The organism is Antarctobacter sp., from assembly GCF_034670325.1.
GTDB lineage: Bacteria > Pseudomonadota > Alphaproteobacteria > Rhodobacterales > Rhodobacteraceae > Antarctobacter.
The window spans coordinates 98,913-115,993 of the sequence record NZ_JAXMNR010000006.1; the positions used below are offsets into that span (position 1 = coordinate 98,913).

Annotated in this window: 17 protein-coding genes, 1 tRNA gene and 1 pseudogene; 11 read left to right on the forward strand and 8 right to left on the reverse strand. The window is 63.0% G+C overall.

Annotation, left to right across the window (positions count from 1 at the left end):
* Positions 1-14 precede the first annotated feature (14 nt).
* Positions 15-2,267, reverse strand: a complete 2,253-nt coding sequence (gene ptsP, locus VOI21_RS15940; RefSeq protein ID WP_323770930.1) for a phosphoenolpyruvate--protein phosphotransferase — start codon at positions 2,265-2,267, stop codon at positions 15-17.
* 229 nt (positions 2,268-2,496) lie between these two features.
* Positions 2,497-3,735, reverse strand: a complete 1,239-nt coding sequence (locus VOI21_RS15945; protein ID WP_323770931.1) for an aspartate kinase — start codon at positions 3,733-3,735, stop codon at positions 2,497-2,499.
* 224 nt (positions 3,736-3,959) lie between these two features.
* Here VOI21_RS15945 and VOI21_RS15950 point away from each other — a divergent pair, with 224 nt between their 5' ends.
* Positions 3,960-5,591 carry an FAD/NAD(P)-binding protein gene (locus VOI21_RS15950; protein ID WP_323770932.1) on the forward strand — a complete coding sequence of 544 codons (1,632 nt, stop codon included), beginning with the start codon at positions 3,960-3,962 and terminating at the stop codon, positions 5,589-5,591.
* 3 nt (positions 5,592-5,594) lie between these two features.
* Here the strand turns inward: VOI21_RS15950 and VOI21_RS15955 are convergent, their stop codons facing one another.
* From VOI21_RS15955 to VOI21_RS15975, 5 genes are all read right to left on the reverse strand, one after another.
* Positions 5,595-6,077 carry a YybH family protein gene (locus VOI21_RS15955; protein ID WP_416358982.1) on the reverse strand — a complete coding sequence of 161 codons (483 nt, stop codon included), beginning with the start codon at positions 6,075-6,077 and terminating at the stop codon, positions 5,595-5,597.
* Positions 6,061-6,705 carry an SDR family NAD(P)-dependent oxidoreductase gene (locus VOI21_RS15960; protein WP_323770934.1) on the reverse strand — a complete coding sequence of 215 codons (645 nt, stop codon included), beginning with the start codon at positions 6,703-6,705 and terminating at the stop codon, positions 6,061-6,063. The genes VOI21_RS15955 and VOI21_RS15960 overlap by 17 nt, the downstream gene beginning before the upstream one ends.
* A 43-nt stretch (positions 6,706-6,748) precedes the next feature.
* On the reverse strand, positions 6,749-7,171 hold the full coding sequence (locus tag VOI21_RS15965) for a DUF1178 family protein (protein WP_323770935.1): 423 nt from the start codon (positions 7,169-7,171) through the stop codon (positions 6,749-6,751).
* Positions 7,172-7,223: 52 nt separating this feature from the next.
* A complete protein-coding gene (locus tag VOI21_RS15970) occupies positions 7,224-8,453 on the reverse strand; it encodes a 3-deoxy-D-manno-octulosonic acid transferase (RefSeq protein WP_323770936.1) in 1,230 nt (409 codons plus the stop codon).
* A 717-nt stretch (positions 8,454-9,170) separates the two neighbouring features.
* Positions 9,171-9,245: transfer RNA gene (locus VOI21_RS15975), tRNA-Thr, on the reverse strand.
* A gap of 453 nt (positions 9,246-9,698) precedes the next feature.
* Between VOI21_RS15975 and murA the strand changes: the two genes are divergently transcribed.
* The 4 genes and pseudogenes from murA to arsC form a co-directional block, all read left to right on the forward strand.
* Positions 9,699-10,970: a UDP-N-acetylglucosamine 1-carboxyvinyltransferase gene (gene murA, locus VOI21_RS15980; protein WP_323770937.1), complete on the forward strand. Its 1,272-nt coding sequence runs from the start codon at positions 9,699-9,701 to the stop codon at positions 10,968-10,970.
* On the forward strand, positions 10,967-11,446 hold the full coding sequence (locus tag VOI21_RS15985) for a DUF2948 family protein (protein ID WP_323770938.1): 480 nt from the start codon (positions 10,967-10,969) through the stop codon (positions 11,444-11,446). Before murA ends, VOI21_RS15985 begins: the two co-directional genes overlap by 4 nt.
* A 148-nt stretch (positions 11,447-11,594) precedes the next feature.
* Positions 11,595-12,896 (forward strand): histidinol dehydrogenase, encoded by a 1,302-nt coding sequence (hisD, locus tag VOI21_RS15990; protein WP_323770939.1) that lies wholly within the window; start codon positions 11,595-11,597, stop codon positions 12,894-12,896.
* Between the two features lie 9 nt (positions 12,897-12,905).
* Positions 12,906-13,250, forward strand: a pseudogene (gene arsC / locus VOI21_RS15995) (arsenate reductase (glutaredoxin)); the annotation flags it as partial.
* 27 nt (positions 13,251-13,277) lie between these two features.
* Here arsC and VOI21_RS16000 read toward each other — a convergent pair.
* Positions 13,278-13,676: a hypothetical protein gene (locus VOI21_RS16000; protein WP_323770940.1), complete on the reverse strand. Its 399-nt coding sequence runs from the start codon at positions 13,674-13,676 to the stop codon at positions 13,278-13,280.
* 193 nt (positions 13,677-13,869) lie between these two features.
* Between VOI21_RS16000 and VOI21_RS16005 the strand changes: the two genes are divergently transcribed.
* From VOI21_RS16005 to infA, 6 genes are all read left to right on the forward strand, one after another.
* A complete protein-coding gene (locus VOI21_RS16005; RefSeq protein WP_323770941.1) occupies positions 13,870-14,349 on the forward strand; it encodes a UPF0262 family protein in 480 nt (159 codons plus the stop codon).
* A gap of 1 nt (position 14,350) precedes the next feature.
* Positions 14,351-14,797 (forward strand): low molecular weight phosphatase family protein, encoded by a 447-nt coding sequence (locus VOI21_RS16010; protein ID WP_323770942.1) that lies wholly within the window; start codon positions 14,351-14,353, stop codon positions 14,795-14,797.
* Positions 14,798-14,868: 71 nt separating this feature from the next.
* Positions 14,869-15,270 (forward strand): ketosteroid isomerase-related protein, encoded by a 402-nt coding sequence (locus VOI21_RS16015; protein ID WP_323770943.1) that lies wholly within the window; start codon positions 14,869-14,871, stop codon positions 15,268-15,270.
* Complete coding sequence (locus VOI21_RS16020) at positions 15,270-15,851, forward strand: GNAT family N-acetyltransferase (RefSeq protein ID WP_323770944.1); 582 nt, start codon at positions 15,270-15,272, stop codon at positions 15,849-15,851. Before VOI21_RS16015 ends, VOI21_RS16020 begins: the two co-directional genes overlap by 1 nt.
* A gap of 12 nt (positions 15,852-15,863) precedes the next feature.
* On the forward strand, positions 15,864-16,760 hold the full coding sequence (locus tag VOI21_RS16025) for a carbon-nitrogen hydrolase family protein (RefSeq protein ID WP_323770945.1): 897 nt from the start codon (positions 15,864-15,866) through the stop codon (positions 16,758-16,760).
* Between the two features lie 69 nt (positions 16,761-16,829).
* A complete protein-coding gene (gene infA, locus VOI21_RS16030) occupies positions 16,830-17,048 on the forward strand; it encodes a translation initiation factor IF-1 (RefSeq protein WP_005978431.1) in 219 nt (72 codons plus the stop codon).
* Positions 17,049-17,081 lie beyond the last annotated feature (33 nt).

Consider the following 17,081-nt stretch of genomic DNA (forward strand, 5'->3'; position numbering starts at 1 on the left):
GTCAGGATGCGCGGTCAGGCGTTGTCGCGCAGGTAGTCCATGACCGACTGGCGCACCGACTGTTCGCCGCGCAGCTTGGCCTCTTCGATCACGTCGCGGACTTCTTTGAGCGAATAGCGCATCAGCAGGCTTTTGACCGGGCCGACAGAGGCAGGGCGCATCGACAGTGACCGCAGGCCGATGGCGGCAAGGCACAGCGCCTCGATCGGGCGACCGGCGTCTTCACCGCAGAAACTCAACGGGGTGCCAGATCTTTCGCAACGCGCAACGATGTCTCCGATGAAACTCAGGAACGACACGTTCAGCGTGTCGTAGCGGCGGCGGACCATTTCGTTTTCACGGTCGGCGGCAAAGAAGAACTGCTTGAGGTCGTTGCCGCCGATCGACAGAAATTCGACCTCATCAAAGAACCGCTGCGAGGCAAAGGCAAGGCTGGGCGTCTCCAGCATCGTCCCCACCTCCATCTTGGACGGCACCGGATGGCCCAGTTTGCGTTCGCGGGCCAGCACCTTGTCCACCTCGTCGCGGGCGCGGGCGTATTCCTCATACTGCGCGATGAAGGGGAACATGATCGTCAGCGGGCGGCCATTTGCGGCGCGCACCAGCGCCTGCAACTGCATCCGCATCACGCCGGGGCGGTCCAGCGCCACCCGGATCGCGCGCCAGCCAAGCGCCGGGTTCGGTTCATCCAGCGACTTCATGTAAGGCAGGACCTTGTCCGACCCGATGTCGAGCGTGCGGAAAATCACCCGCTTGCCTTGGGCGGCATCCAAGACGCGGGCATAAAGATCCGCCAGTTCGGTCCTCCTGGGCATTTGGTTGCGGATCAGGAACTGCAATTCAGTGCGGAACAGACCGACACCCTCGGCGCCCGAATCCTGCAATGAGGGCAGATCGGCCATCAGACCTGCGTTCATCAGCAGTTGCATCCGCACGCCGTCGGCACTGACACAGGGCGTGTCGCGGATCGAGCCATAGCGCTCCTGCGCCTTGGCCTGCATTTCCATCTTGTCTCGAAAGGCGCTGACCACAGTCTCGTCGGGACGCAGATGGACCACTCCCTGATCTCCGTCGACAAGGATCTGGTCGCCGTTCAGCGCCTCGTTGGTGATGCGTTCGGCGTGGATGACCAGCGGAATGGCCAACGCACGGGCGACAATGGCCGCGTGACTGCCGACTGATCCCTCTTCGAGCACCACGCCTTTGAGCTTGCGGTTGTATTCCAGCAGTTCGGCGGGGCCGATGTTGCGGGCGATCAGGATCGGGTTCTCAGGCAATTCGGCGCCCGTCTGGCGGCCCTGACCGGTAAGGATGCGCAGCAGCCGGTTGGACAGGTCGTCAAGGTCGTGCAGGCGGTCGCGCAAATAGACGTCGTTGACCTGCGCCATGCGCGCGCGCGCCGTGCTTTGTTCCTTTTCGACAGCGGCTTCGGCCGACAGGCCCCGACCGATGTCCTCTTCCATCCGGCGCATCCAGCCTTTGGAATTGGCGAACATGCGATACGCTTCGAGCACTTGCACCTGATCGCCGTCACCGGACCCGCCAAGCGAGGCACCAGCTAGCATCTCGTCCACGCTGACCCGCAACGTATCGACCGCTTCGTGCAGGCGATGCAATTCATTGTCGGGGTCATCGGACACCAGATTGGTCACGACAACCCGTGGTTCGTGCAGCCAGACGTTGCCCATGGCGCTGCCTTCCTGCCCGGTGCCGCCACGGAACAGCATGGACTGCGTGTGCCGCGCCTTGAGGGCCGCGCCTTCGCCGACAAAAGCGCCAAGTTCGCTCATCTCGGCGAGGACCATTGCCACCACTTCCAGCGCATAGACCTCATCGGCGGTGAACTCGCGGGCCTGTTTCGACTGAACCACCAGCACTCCCAGCTTGGAGCCAAGCCGCTGGATCGGCACGCCGAGAAAGCTGGAATAAATTTCTTCGCCGGTTTCGGGCATGAAACGAAAGCCGCGCTCTTTCGGGGCATCGGCGCTGTTGATGGTCTTGCCGGTGCGGGCGACGCGACCAACAAGGCCTTCGCCCATCTTCATGCGGGTCTGGTGGACGGCCTCGGCCTTAAGGCCCTGCGACGCGCACAGCTCCAGCGTTTCCGGATCGCGGAACAGGTAGATCGAGCAGACCTCTGTCCCCATCGAATCCGCTGTCAGATGGGTGATCTTGTCCAGCCGCGCCTGACCGGCGGCCTCTTCGGCCATCGTGTCGCGCAAGCGGCCAAGCAGCTTGCGGCTTTCCGATTCGGTGTTTGTCGGCATGGGTTTGCCCCCCGCGCGTCCCCGGTGGATGCGATCCGAAGGAATAGAGCATTCGGTCCGGCAAGGGAAACCGCTTTTCGCCTGTAGAGGTTCAAAATTCCCGTTATGCGGGTGTCGCCTGAGTTTTGATCAAGTCACGCCCAAAACAGGACGGACATTGGTTCGGTCCTTTGACCAAGATCACTGCAATATTGAAACGGGGCACGTATTGCCGCCCCGCCGCACGGGGTCAGCTGGCCTTGTCGAGTTCAAACGCGTCGTGCAGGGCCTGAACGGCAAGTTCCATATACTTGCGTTCGATCAGCACCGAGATCTTGATCTCGGAGGTGGTGATCACCTTGATGTTGATCCCGTCGTTGGACAGTACCTTGAACATCTTGGCCGCGACCCCGGTGTGGCTGCGCATGCCGATGCCCACGACCGAAACCTTGGCCACATTGGTGTCGGCAACGATACCGTGAAAGTTGATCTCACCCTTGGCCTTGGCCTCTTCCATCGCCTTTTCGGCGCGCGCCACCTGATTGGTGGGGCAGGAAAAGGTCATGTCGGTGCGACCTTCCTCAGAGATGTTCTGCACGATCATGTCGACGTTGACCCCGGCCTCTGCCAGCGGCGTAAAGATCGCGGCGGCGATGCCGGGACGGTCGGCGACCGAAACAAGGGTCATCTTGGCTTCGTCGCGGGAATGGGCCACACCGGCCACAACATTGCTTTCCATGATCTCTTCCTCGTCGCAGACCAGCGTTCCCGCCGTGTCGTCCATTTCCTCGAAGCTTGACAGCACCCTCAACGGCACTTTGAAACGCATCGCCAACTCGACAGAGCGGGTTTGCAGCACCTTGGCACCGAGGCTGGCCATTTCAAGCATCTCTTCAAAGGCGATCTTGTCCAGCTTGCGCGCTTTTTCACAGATGCGCGGGTCGGTGGTATAGACGCCGTCGACGTCCGTATAGATATCACAGCGGACCGCGCCAAAGGCGGCGGCAAAGGCCACGGCCGTGGTGTCCGATCCGCCCCGGCCCAGCGTGGTGATGCGCCCCTCGGGCGAGATGCCCTGAAACCCCGCGACCACGGCGACCTTCATGCCTTGCCCGAATTTGGCAGAGATATTGTCGGTCGGGATGTCCTCGATCCGGGCATTGGCGTGTGCGCCGGTGGTCATGACCGGCACTTGCCAACCCTGCCAGCTGCGGGCGGGCACATCCATTTCCTGCAAGGTCAGTGCCATCAGACCGGCGGTCACGTTCTCGCCGCTGGACACCACGGCGTCGTATTCCCGCGCATCGAACAGCGGCGAGGTTTCCTCGACATAGCCGACCAGTTTGTTGGTTTCGCCCGACATGGCGGACACGATGACGATGACGTCATAGCCCTTTGCCACCTCGACGCCTACGCGCTTGGCGGCGCGGCGGATACGGTCCAGCGTGGCGACAGAGGTGCCGCCGAATTTCATCACGAGCACGGGCATCGAACGGTCCCCTTTTGATCGAAGGGCGTTTACGCCGCGTTGCTGCTCTGCGCAAGGGCGCTTTGGTAGGCGGCGATTGCGGTGGGGATATCCGAACGGTGCCACGCTCGGTAAGGTCGGCAAAGCGGGGCGTTTCTGGTGCGGGATTTACAGCCGTCACGGGGCACGTTTTCTGCATTATCAACGACTGGCTGAATCGCTTCGTCCAAAAGGAACGCGCCACGATGGAATTAGGCAAATCAACCGCCAGGATTGCGGTAATCGGATTGGGTCCGCGCGGGCTGGGGGCGCTCGAATCGCTAGCGGCAAAGTCGCAAGGCGGTGCCGTGCCTTTGGCGGTGGATGTTTTCGATACCTATCCGGCCTGTGGCGCTGGCCCGAATTTTGACCCAGACGAAAGCCCGATTTGCCTGTTGAACATCCCGATGCGCGATATTTCGATACGACCTCCGGCGTTTTCGCGTTGTGGGAGCTTTGCTGACTGGCTGACGAACGCGCCCGGCCCGGACACCTTCCCGACCCGCGCCAATCTGGGCCGATACCTAGACGCGCGGCTTGCGGACCTGAAGGACCTTGGCATTCTGAAGTTGGCGCGATCAACACACCACGTTGAGGCGTTGCACCGTGACAGCAATGGCTGGATGTTGCGGGTCGATGATCAATTGCGCGGCCCCTATGCCGAGGTTCTTTTGACGGTGGGACAGCCAGAGGTCACCCCGGACGACCAGCTGGCCGACTGGCAGGAACACACCAGTCAGTCTGCGGGGGCGCTGGCGCAGGCTTATCCGGCGAAACAGTTGATTGCTGCGGCATCGCACTGGACTGGAAAGACCGTCGCCATCCGTGGGCTTGCCTTGTCGGCCTTCGACGTCTTGCGCGCACTGACAACGGCCCAAGGGGGGCGATTTGACCAAGGTCGCTACCAAGCATCGGGGCAAGAGCCTGCGCGCATTTTGCCATTCTCGCTGGACGGAAAACCACCCTATCCGAAACCCGGCACAGAGGCGCTTGATGCGCGGTTCGACCCTTTGCCAGAGGAAACCGCCATATTCGAAAAGGCCATAGCCAAGGCGGCGCGCGCCACGCCGGGTAAGGCCCAAGCGCATCTGACCGCCGCGCTGGTGCCTGTGGTGTCGCGCATCATGCGGGACTGCGGCGCGGCCAATGAACGCGACGTGGTTTCAGACTGGCTGGACACGGAATGGTCGTCGCCGGGTGAGCAGGAAAGCGAAGGGCCGCAAGAGACCCTGCAGTTGGGCATCTCGATTGCAAGCGGGGCCAGCGCGCCGACAATCGGCTATACGGTTGGGCAGGTCTGGCGCAAATGGCAGGATGCATTGCGGTCCGGGTTTAACTCCGCTCGAACCTCACCGGACACGGCCAAGGTCATCGTCGGGTTTGATGAAGGGCTGAAACGCTATTCCTATGGGCCGCCTTTGTCATCCAGCCTGGAACTGGCGGCCCTGATCGACGCCGGATTGGTCGATCTGGCACTCGCCGCCGATCCCGACATCCAGATGACAGAGGCGGGCTGGACCTTGGAAAACGGACACCTGTCCAAGGCCGCGTCGGTGATGGTCGATGCGGTCCTGCCGTCACCCGACTTGCCGTCGGTGACCCAGTCCCTTGTGGCGGGTCTTGCAAATGACGGGTTTTTAAGCCCGATTGCCGACGGCCTTGCCGCACACACTGTGGAGGACGGGCAGTTGATCGGCGCAGACGGCCAGATCATGCCCGGGCTTTGCCTTTTGGGCCGACTGGCGCTTGGCAGCGTCGTGGCTGCGGATTCGTTGCACGACTGTTTCGGGGCCTCGGGTGAGCGTTGGGCAGAGGGTGTGATCACGCGACTGGGATAGGGGTTATGTGTCGGGGCCAGACTGGTGGTCGCGGTAATCGACCGCGTTGAGGTCCCCGGTGTTCACATGGGTTTCCATGCCGGGGACGACATCGGTGTTCTGGGCGCTGACCGCGCGCCACCCGTCTGCCCGCCGTTGGACGACAAAAGTGAGGATTGTGCGACGGTCGCCTGCATCCGTTCCATCCGGCGTGATCTGGCCCGACAGGGTAAAACGGCATCGCACCACCGCGATGTCTGGTGACAGGTGGCGCACCTCGGTGCGACCAGCCCGTAGGCTGGACCGTGAAAAGAAGCTTTTCAACGCGTAGTCATGCGGTTTGGCAATTGCCTTGCGTCCGTGCCACCAAAGGCCGGTGACGTTCACGAAATCTGCGTCTTCGGTAAACAGCGCGGCGATGGCATCGCCGTCCCGTTTATCCCATGTGGCAATGAACGCCTTCGGAAAATCCTCGGGGCAGGCGGGGAGATCAGTAGGGGTGTGCACGGCCATCCCATGTCTCAAAGCAGCCGGTGGATTCTAACGACAGCGCGTCGATACGGTCGGTCAATCCCTGCGCTGCCTCTTCAACGCTGATTTCGGCGGAGGATCCGCCCATATCCGTGCGCACCCAGCCGGGATGATAGATGCCCACCGCGATGCCCAGCGGTTTCAGGTCCGCGGCCAGATTGCGCCCAAGGTTCAGCGCCGCCGCCTTGGACGCGCGGTAGATATAGCTGCCGCCGGGCGCGCGGGTGCTTGAGGCCATTTGCGAGGAAATGATGGCGATGCGCGGGATGTCGGACAGTTGCAGATTGGGCAACAAGGTCTGCACCGTCAAAAAGACCCCGGTGACGTTCACCGCAAAGCTGTCCGCCCACATCTGGACGGGGTAGCCGTCGGCCAAATTCTGTCCCTTGTCGAGGTAAACACCAGCATTGCAGATCAGCGCATCAATGGGCTGCCCTTCGAGCCGTTGTGCCAGTGCCGTCTGCGAGGCGGGGTCGGTGACCTCAAGTGGCAGATATTCGGGGTGATCGCGGGCGGTGCCCAGAACGGTATCGCCGCGCGCGACAAAGGCGCTGTCGACGGCGGCACCGATGCCACGGTTCGCGCCGGTGATCAGGATCTGCATGTCAGGGCTTTCCGTGTGCGTCCGGCGCATTTGCCGGGGAGGGTCAGTTGCTCTTGCGGGTCGGCGTAAAGGGCAGGGGCGCGACCGGGATACCATCGTCGATCAGCGCCTTGGCCTCGTCCCGTTTCGCCTCTCCCCAGATTGGCCGTTCCGGCGCATCGCCCGCGTGCATGGCGCGCGCCTCTTGCGCAAAGCGTCCGCCGACGTAGTCCGAATTTGCCTCTACATGCGCTTTGAACTGGGCCAAGGCCTGCTCGGCGGGCGATTTGGGCGTTGTCAAATCCTTGGCCTTGTCCGGTTCGCCATGTCCGACCCGCGGGGCCATAAGCGCCTTTTCCACCTTGTCAGATCCGCAAACGGCACAGGCGACATGCCCTGTGGCCCGCAGTTTGTCGTAGGCAGAGGCCGATTGGAACCAGCTGTCGAACTGGTGCCCTTCGGCGCATTTGAGGCTGTACTGGATCACGTCCCGGCTCCGGATGGCAATTGCACGAAAGATAAGGGAAACCGCTGGCGGTTCAAGCTTGCTCAGGCGCGGGCAGGTGGTCGAGGAGGGCTGAGGCAAGCGTGTCGAGGCTTGTGTCCTGCCGCAAAGCCGCCGCAGCCCGTGCCCCGGCGGCCTCTTGCGCGTCGGTCGCATCAAGGGTGGAAAGCGCCTTTGCCAGACCATCGGCGGTGCGGATTTCGATGCTTGCCTGTGCGGTCGCGAGGCGGGCAAAAGCGGCGGTAAAGTTGCGGGTATCGGGTCCGTGCATAAGGGCTGCGCCAAAGGCAGCGGGTTCATAGGGCGTGTGTCCGCCCCGGTCGCTGAGGGTGCCGCCAATGAACACCCGGCCCGCGCGGGCATACCACAGCGGCATCTCTCCCATTGTGTCCGCGATGTAAACCTGAGCGGTGCCCGGTGCCTCACCAAGGCTGCGCCGGGCCAAGGTGAGCCCCATTCGCGCGGCCTCGGTCGCGATTGCGTCCGCGCGGTGCGCGTGCCGGGGCGCAAGGATCAGGCGCAGATCTGGGGTCTGTTTCAGGCAAAGCGCATGGGCGGCCAGCGCAATCGTTTCGTCACCTTCGTGGGTTGAGGCCGCAAGCCATGTCCGCGCTCTGGCAAAGGCAGCGTCGAGAATGGGATCGGCGGGGGGCGGTGGCGCAGTGAAAAAGGCCTTGAGATCTGTGACTGGCCCGCGGGCCGCAGGTGGCAGGCCCAATGCGGCCAGCCGACCGGCGGACCCGCTGTCCTGCGCTGATGCAAAGCGGACATGCGACAGAACCTTCCGCGCCAGTTGCGGAAACCGGCCCCATGTGCGCGCTGTGCCTTCGGTCATCCGCGCGCCCAACAGCAGAACCGGACCGGGGCAGGTGAGAAAGCGGTTTGGCCAAAGCTCGGACTCCAGCGTGATATGGGCGCAAACCCGCCAGTCGCGCATCAGACGCGCGGTCGGAAAGCGCAGGTCCAGCGGGGCAAGGCGCGCCGCCACGCGGGGCAGGTCCCAGCTAGCCACAAGGGCGACGCCAGTCTGCGTGTTGGCGGTGACCAGCCAGTGAAGATCGGGGCGCGCTTTGACAAGCCGTTCCAGAATTGGCCGCGCAGAGGCCAACTCTCCGTTCGAGGCACCGTGCAGCCAGACAAACCGACCCGCAGGAGCAGGACCGGGCGATAGCCGTTTGCGGGCCGCTATTGCCCCGTCCCGTGCAGCGGTTCGCGCCAGTGTATAGGCGGCAAAAAGACTGAGGAGGAGACGATAGAGGAGCACGGCGATCCGTTCCAAGAGGCGTAGGCCAATGGGCCCGGACAGTCGGATAGGCCCTTGGACGGTGTATTGGCAAGCCCTACGCCGGTGTGACGATCCCTGCTGTCATTTGGGGTGATCCGGGGATTTGGCAGGGTCAAACCGGGTTTGCGGCATCTCTCGTACGACGGATGGAATGCCCCTGTTTAACAATGGTTTGCGTCAGATTTTTGGCCGCTATTGAGTGAGATGAGCGATCAAACGCTGGCGCGGAATGTTATCTTTATACAGCATTATTTTCACGATATGGTCCAAAACCGTCGTAATCATCGCACTAATTCGATAAATGCACAGGACTTGGGCCAGATCGAGTCTCTGGACGGGGCCATGTCTGGAACACCACAACGCAGCAGGCATAGTCTGGTCTGGGGATCGTTTCGACTTGGGCCTTATTCTTATAAGGTTAGCAGGTGACACTCCTGTGAATTGCGAAAAAGTCTGAGAGGTGATCTGCTTTGGCGATCTCGCGCTATTTTTCGCGTCAATCGGGGCTCGCAGTTCAAACGCGAATAATTCCCTAACGTCAATCTGTTGGGCTTCGTTCTTATCACTTTGCGTAAAGGCTAAGGTTGCCGGGTCGAGGTCTGCCAAAGACCAAAGCGCCTTGCAGTCGAAGTGCCAGCGGCAATACGGAAGGTGTTAAAAGCGAGCACCATACCACGTCATTTGAGGCGGCAGTGATGGTGCTGTGAGAGAGGATTGAACTCTCGACCTCACCCTTACCAAGGGTGTGCTCTACCACTGAGCTACCACAGCATCTCTTTTTCCAGACAGCTACAGCGAGGGTTACCCCGATGCAAGCGGGCTCTGGAAAGGCCCATTAGTTTCAGCCGCCTTGCCGACTAGAGCGTTCCCTTACCAAGGGAGTACCCTACCGCTAAGCTACAGCAGCGTGTGGCGGGCCTCTTAGACCCAATTTTCTGACCGTGCAAGAGGTCGATTGGAAAAATCCTCAGTTGTCCTGACGGGTTCCCCTGCGATGGCCTTGTCCCGGGCTGGACCCGGTTTCGAGGCTGCGGTACACCCGCGCCATGAAGCGGCAAGATACTCAACGCGGGCAAGGCGGGCACGACGATAAGGAAGCGCGGCTGAAAGCGGCGCTGAAGGCCAATCTTGCGCGCCGCAAGGCGCAGGCCCGCGCCCGGCAGACACCGGCGGACAGCGCTTCTCAGGATAAGAGCACGTCGCCGAGCGAGGACTAGGACAGGTATGGATTCGATTGTTGTGACCGGGAATGGCCCGCTGAACGGGGATATTCCCATCGCGGGCGCAAAGAATGCCTGCCTGACGCTGATGCCGGCAACCTTGCTGAGCGAAGAGCCCCTGACGCTGACCAATGCACCGCGTCTGTCGGACATTCGCACCATGACGCTGTTGTTGCAGTCTCTGGGGGCGGAGGTGTCGACGCTGGCGAATGGCAAGGTGCTGGCGATGTCCTCGCACGGGTTGACCACGCAGCGCGCCGATTATGACATTGTGCGCAAGATGCGCGCCTCGATCCTTGTGCTGGGGCCGCTGTTGGCGCGGTTCGGCTATGCCGAGGTATCGCTGCCGGGGGGCTGCGCGATTGGTGCGCGCCCGGTTGATCTGCACCTCAAGGCGTTTGAGGCGATGGGCGCGGAACTGGACCTGCGAGACGGCTATGTCCACGCCAAGGCGCCTGCGGGCGGGCTGCGCGGCGGGGTGGTGGAGTTCCCGTTTGTCTCGGTGGGGGCCACTGAAAACGCGCTGATGGCGGCGACGCTGGCCAAAGGCACGACCGTGCTGAAGAACGCGGCCCGCGAACCAGAGATTGTCGATCTGGCGCAGTGCTTGCGTCAGATGGGCGCGCAGATCGACGGCGAGGGTACCTCGACCATCACGATCCAAGGCGTTGACCGGCTGGGCGGGGCGACCCACGCGGTTGTTACCGACCGGATCGAACTGGGCACCTATATGCTGGCTCCGGCGATCTGCGGCGGTGAGGTGACGTGCCTTGGCGGTCGGATCGATCTGGTTGCGGCCTTTTGCGAAAAGCTGGACGCGGCGGGCATCGACGTCGAAGAAACCCCCGCCGGGCTGAAGGTGCGCCGCAGGAATGATCGGGTGCGCGGCGTGGACGTGACGACAGAGCCGTTCCCCGGGTTCCCGACCGATTTGCAGGCGCAGATGATGGCGCTGCTGTGCACCGCCGAGGGCGAGTCGCTGCTGGAAGAGAAGATCTTTGAGAACCGGTTCATGCACGCGCCGGAACTGATCCGGATGGGCGCGAAGATCGACGTACATGGCGGGACGGCCCGTGTCACGGGCGTCGAGCGGCTAAAGGGTGCGCCCGTCATGGCGACAGACCTGCGCGCCAGCGTGTCGCTGATCCTTGCGGGGTTGGCCGCAGAGGGGGAGACGGTGGTCAACCGGGTCTACCATCTGGATCGCGGCTATGAGAACGTCGAGGACAAGCTGTCGGCGCTGGGCGCCAAGATCGAACGGATCAAGGGCATATGACCGAGGACGCGCGTTTCGAGGATGGTGGTGAGCGGCCATTGAATCTGGGGGCTTTGGACGCCGAGGATTTGCAGGTGATTTCCAGCCTCGTGCAGGACGCGGTCCTGCCGGTGACGGAAATTCGCTGGCAGGCGGGTCGTCGGCGGCTGGGGCTGTTGCTGAACCGGGTCCGCTGGGAGGATGTGGAGGCCGCGAAGAAACGGGGCCGTCCGGTGGAGCGGGTGCAATCGCTGCTGGTGATCGACAACGTTCTGGGTGTGGCGAGCCAGGGGGTCGACCGGTCTGACAAGGACATGATCCTTCAGGTTCTGGCGGTCAGTTTTGAACCGGGCGCCGATGCGGACGGGGCGGTGGTTCTGACGCTGGCCGGGGACGGGGCCTTGCAAGCGAAGGTAGAGGCGCTGGAGGTGTCCCTGCGGGACGTGACGCGGCCCTATGTGGCCCCCTCGCGCAAGCTGCCGGATCATGGGGCCTAAGCGGCTGTCCACGCGTGGACAGAATCCGCACCACATGAAATCAATAGGTTACAGAGACGTTTTTACCTTTGGTAAAGGTTTGCGCAGGCGGGATGCTTGAGACGCGCGCGGGTGCAGTCTATGAAACCGGGAACTCTTGGAGGGGCCCATGCCAGTATTTCTCGACAGCCGTCAGGATGGTTTTGAAGCCGCCTTTCAGACGTTGCTGAACGCCAAGCGCGAGGACAGCCCGGATGTCGACGCCGTTGTCGCCGGGATCATCGCCGATGTGCGCAAACGCGGCGACGCGGCGGTGCTGGAACTGACGGCGAAATTCGACCGGCTGGATCTGAACGCGACGGGGCTGCGGTTCTCCGACGCCGAGATCGAGACATACTGTGCGCAAGTCGCGGACCCGGAGCGGCAGGCGCTGGAAACCGCCGCCGAGCGTATCCGCGCCTATCACGTGCGGCAGATGCCGCAGGATCAAAGCTGGACCGACCCGGAGGGCGCGACGCTGGGCTGGCGCTGGTCGGCGGTCACGGCGGCGGGCCTGTATGTGCCGGGGGGGCTGGCCTCTTATCCCTCATCCGTGCTGATGAACGCGATTCCCGCCAAGGTGGCCGGGGTCGAAAGGCTGGCCATCTGCGTGCCGACACCGGACGGGGTGGTGAATCCGCTGGTCCTGCTGGCGGCGCGGATCGCCGGGGTCGACGAAATCTACCGCATCGGCGGCGCGCAGGCGATTGCGGCGCTGGCCTATGGCACCGACAGCATCGCGCCGGTGGACAAGATCACCGGACCGGGCAATGCCTTTGTCGCCGCCGCGAAACGGCGGGTGTTTGGCAAGGTCGGCATCGACATGATCGCCGGTCCGTCCGAAATTCTGGTCATTGCGGACGGCGAAAACGATCCCGACTGGATCGCGCTGGACCTGATGAGTCAGGCTGAACATGACGAAAGCGCGCAATCTCTGCTGATCACCACGGATGCCGAATTTGGCCGCGCCGTGGCCGAGGCGGTGGACAAGCGCCTGCAAACGCTGGAACGGCGGGCCATCGCGGGGGCGTCTTGGCGGGACTATGGCGCCATCATCACCGTGGCCGATCTGGACGAGGCGGCGCATCTGTCAAACCGGATTGCGCCCGAACACCTTGAACTGTGTGTCGCGGACCCCGAGGCGCTGGCGGACAGATGCGTCCACGCGGGGGCGATCTTCCTTGGCCAGTGGACGCCCGAGGCGATTGGCGATTATGTCGGCGGGCCGAACCACGTTCTGCCCACCGCGCGGTCTGCGCGGTTCTCCTCTGGTCTGAGCGTGATGGATTTTCTGAAACGCACGACACTGGCGCGGATGACACCCGAGGCGCTGCGCGCCATCGGGCCTGCGGCAGAGGTGCTGGCGCGGTCGGAAAGCCTTGAAGCGCATGGATTGAGCGTGACCGCACGTCTGGACAAGCTCAACCGATAGGAGAGGGCTATGGCCGTTGTCATCTTTCACAATCCCAATTGCTCCAAGTCGCGGGCGGTGCTGGAAATGATCCGCGCGGCGGGGGCCGACCCGGTTGTCGTGCCCTACATGAAGACCGGCTGGACCAAGCCGCAGTTGCAGGCGCTGTTCGCGGTGGCGGGATTGGCGCCGTCCGAGGCGCTGCGCACGGCGCGCGGGGTGGCCAAGGATCTGGGATTGACCGGTGAGGGCGTGTCCGAGGAGGCGATCCTTGACGCGATGGTGGCGCATCCCGAACTGGTGGAGCGGCCGCTTGTCTGCTCACCCAAGGGGGTGCGCCTGTGTCGCCCGCCAGAGCAGGTGCTGGACCTGCTCTAGCCACGGCGCGCCGCCGGGGTCGGATCACAACCGGTTCGCCTGGGCTGCGACGTTCTTCTGGATCTGAGCCTTGGTCTGATCCATCTTGAACTGCCGGATGATCACCTTGTTCTTGAACAGCTTTTTGCAGTTCACCTCTTTGCCGTCCTTGGTCTTGCGGTACTTTTTAACGGTGACGTGCTTGGGCTCATACTTTTTGCGCTTTTTCGTGATGTAGGCGCATTGCGTGACGTAGGGGTTCTTGGCCTTGCGGACGTCCTGCTGTTCGGTGATCCGTTCGCTTTGGGCAAGGCGCAGGCCAACGTCGCGAGAGGATTTCGCAGCGGCCGCGCCGGGCAGGATGGCAGTGGCGGCGGTGGCGGCGATGAGCAGCGCGCCAAGGGTGGTGCGCAGGGTCCGGGCAAGGGGGCGGGGCTGGGTCATGGGTCTGTCTCCGTTTGGGTTGGGTCGGTGCCGTTCTGGCTGCCGATGCCCCCAAACACGGACCGTTTGCGGGCAAGGTTTCAGGCGGTGAGGAATACCCGACCGGACACGCCGCGCGCTTTTGCGCATTTGGTGGCATTGCCCCCGCGCGCAGGCCGCGCTAAGCCAAATCCGAGCTTTCAGGATGCCAGCCATGACCCGCATCGCGCATATCGAACTGGACGACGCCAATCTGCCGCCGCCGACGCCGGAGATCGAGCAGGAGCGCCGCGTGGCGATGTTCGACCTGATGGAAGAGAACTCTTTTGTTCTGCCTCCGCGCGAGGACCGGCCGGTGCCGCCGGGCCCCTACAACGTCGGCCTGTCGATCCGCGACAAGCGGCTGGTCTTTGACGTGACTGCGGAAGGTCATGAACGGGCCGCGGAATTCCATCTGTCGCTGTCGCCCTTCCGGCAGGTGGTGAAGGACTACTTTCAGATCTGCAAAAGCTACTTTGACGCGGTCAAGACGCTGCCGCCCAGCCAGATCGAGACCATCGACATGGCGCGGCGCGGCATCCACAACGAGGGCGCGCGCATTCTGCAAGAGCGGCTGGAGGGCAAGGTGGAGGTCGACGACGATACCGCGCGACGGCTGTTCACTCTGGTCTGTGTGCTGCATTTCGGGGGCTGAGGTGCCGGACCTGCCGCAGTCGGTGCTGTTTGCCTGCGATCACAACGCCGTTCGGTCGCCAATGGCCGAAGGCATCATGAAAAAGCTGTACGGCACGGAAACATACGTGCAGTCGGTCGGCGTCATGAACGATCTGGAGATCAACGGCTTTGCCATCGCCGCCTGCCGCGAGATCGAGGTGGAACTGGAACGCCACCGCTCGCGCAGCTTTGAAGAGATGGAGCAGATGGGCGAGATGCTGTCCGGCTTTGACCTGATTGTCACGCTGTCCCCGGCCTCGCAGCGGCGCGCGCTGGAGCTGACACGGTATTATCATCTGACGGTGGAATACTGGCCGGTGATGGACCCCACGGGCATCGGCGAGACGCGCGAGCAAAAGCTGAATGCCTTTCGGCAGACGCGGGACCAACTTGTGTCTCGGTTGAGCGGGACGTGGGAATCGGCCTAAGGCGGGGGAACCGGGCTGCGACAGGTCGGAGTCTTGAGTATTTTCACCAAGAAGAAGCAGGGGACGTGCGGATGGCAACGGCGAAAGACGTGGTGGCGGGATATTTTGCGGCCTTCAATGCCGGGGATACGGCGGGGATGCTGGCCTGTCTGTCCGAGGACGTGGCGCATCACGTCAATGAGGGGCAGGTGCGCGTCGGCAAGGACAAGTTCGCGGCGTTTTGCGACCATATGAGCCGGTGCTACCGCGAAGAACTGACCGATATGGTGATCTTTGAGGCAGAGGGCGGCGCGCGCGCAGCGGCGGAATATATCGTCAACGGCACCTATCTGGAGACCGACGCGGGGCTGCCAGAGGCGAAGGGGCAGACCTACCGTCTGCCGGCGGGGTCTTTTTTCTCTCTCGACGGCGGCAAGATCACCCGCGTCGTCACCTATTACAACCTTGCGGACTGGATGAAGCAGGTCTCCTGATGCGGGTCGAGGTGCTGACTGGTCAGGCGCTGGAGGCGGCACTGGATGACGTCGCAAGGCTGCGGATCGCGGTGTTTCGCGCCTTTCCCTATCTGTACGATGGGGATTTCGACTATGAGCGCGGGTATTTGCAGACCTATCGCGACAGTCCGGGCGCGGTTCTGGTCGGGGCGTTCGACGCTGACAGGCTGGTCGGGGCGGCCACCGGAACGCCGATGGAAGATCACGCCGAGGATTTTGCCGGGGCCTTTGCGGGCACGGGGTATGATCTGTCCGAGGTTTTCTATTGCGCCGAGTCGGTGCTGTTGCCCGCGTACCGGGGGCGCGGCATCGGGCATCGGTTTTTCGATCTGCGAGAGGCGCATGGGCGGACGCTGAACCGGCGCTATAGTACGTTCTGCGGGGTGGTGCGGCCTGCGGATCATCCGTTGCGGCCTGAGGGTTACGCGCCGCTGGACCCGTTCTGGCGCAAGCGGGGCTATGCCCCACTGGACGGGGCGGTGGCAGCGTTTCGCTGGAAAGATATCGACCGGGATGCAGAGACGGCCAAATCGTTGCAGTTCTGGATTCGGGCGCTTTGAGTGGGACATGACATGAAGGTTGCAACGGCGTCGTACCCGCTGGATTTCCTTGCTGATTGGCAGGCTTATGTGGCCAAGCTGACCCGATGGGTAAGCGAGGCGGCAGGGGCCGGGGCGGACCTGCTGGTGTTCCCGGAATATGGCGCTATGGAACTTGCCACGCTGGACGGGCGCGCGGTGGCGCTGGACCTTGAGGCCTCGATTCACGCGGTGGCCGCGCGGGTGCCAGAGGTGGACGCGCTGCATTCGGATCTGGCCGCGCGCTACGGCGTGCATATCCTTGCGGCTTCTGCGCCGGTGCTGGACCCGTCGGTGGCGGCGCGGCCTGTGAACCGTGCGCGGCTGTTCTCGCCGACCGGCGGGATGGGCGTGCAGGACAAGCAGATCATGACCCGGTTCGAGCGGGAAGAGTGGGACATTGCCCCCGGCGGACCGCTGCGGCTGTTCGAGACCGCGCTGGGCAAGATCGGCATTCTGATCTGCTACGATAGCGAATTTCCCCTGCTGGGCCGCGCGCTGCGCTACGCCGATATTTTGCTGGTGCCTTCGGTGACGGAGGCGCTGTCGGGCCATTCACGGGTTCGGATCGGCGCACAGGCCCGCGCGCTGGAGGCGCAATGCGTCGCCATCATGTCCTCTGTCGTGGGCACCGCCGACTGGAGCCAGTCGGTCGACGAAAGCGTTGGCCGGGGGGCGGTGTTTTGCCCGCCGGATGTGGGGTTCCCGGCGACGGGTATACTGGCCGAAGGGGCGCTGAACGTGCCGGGCTGGACCTATGCCGAGGTCGATCTGGACGCCATCGCACGGGTGCGGCAGCAGGGGGTGACGCTGAACCGTGCCCACTGGGACGACCAGTCGGGGCGCGATCAGGCGGTAGATGTGACATTTATGCGCTCGTTTGTGACTTGAAAACCCGGCGCGACAGGCTCATATTGCGACCGCCGCGCCGAGAGCGCGGTTTTCGATTCAGGAGAGACCATGGCCAAGGAAGATACGCTCGAATTTCCCGGTGTCGTGAAGGAACTCCTGCCGAACGCGACGTTCCGGGTCGAGCTTGAAAACGGCCATGAGATCATCGCGCATACGGCAGGAAAGATGCGAAAGAACCGCATCCGTGTCCTCGCAGGCGACAAGGTACAAGTTGAGATGACCCCCTACGATCTGACCAAGGGGCGCATCAACTACCGCTTTAAATAAGCCGTTCCAGCGGCGGACGCGTTTTTGCGCCCG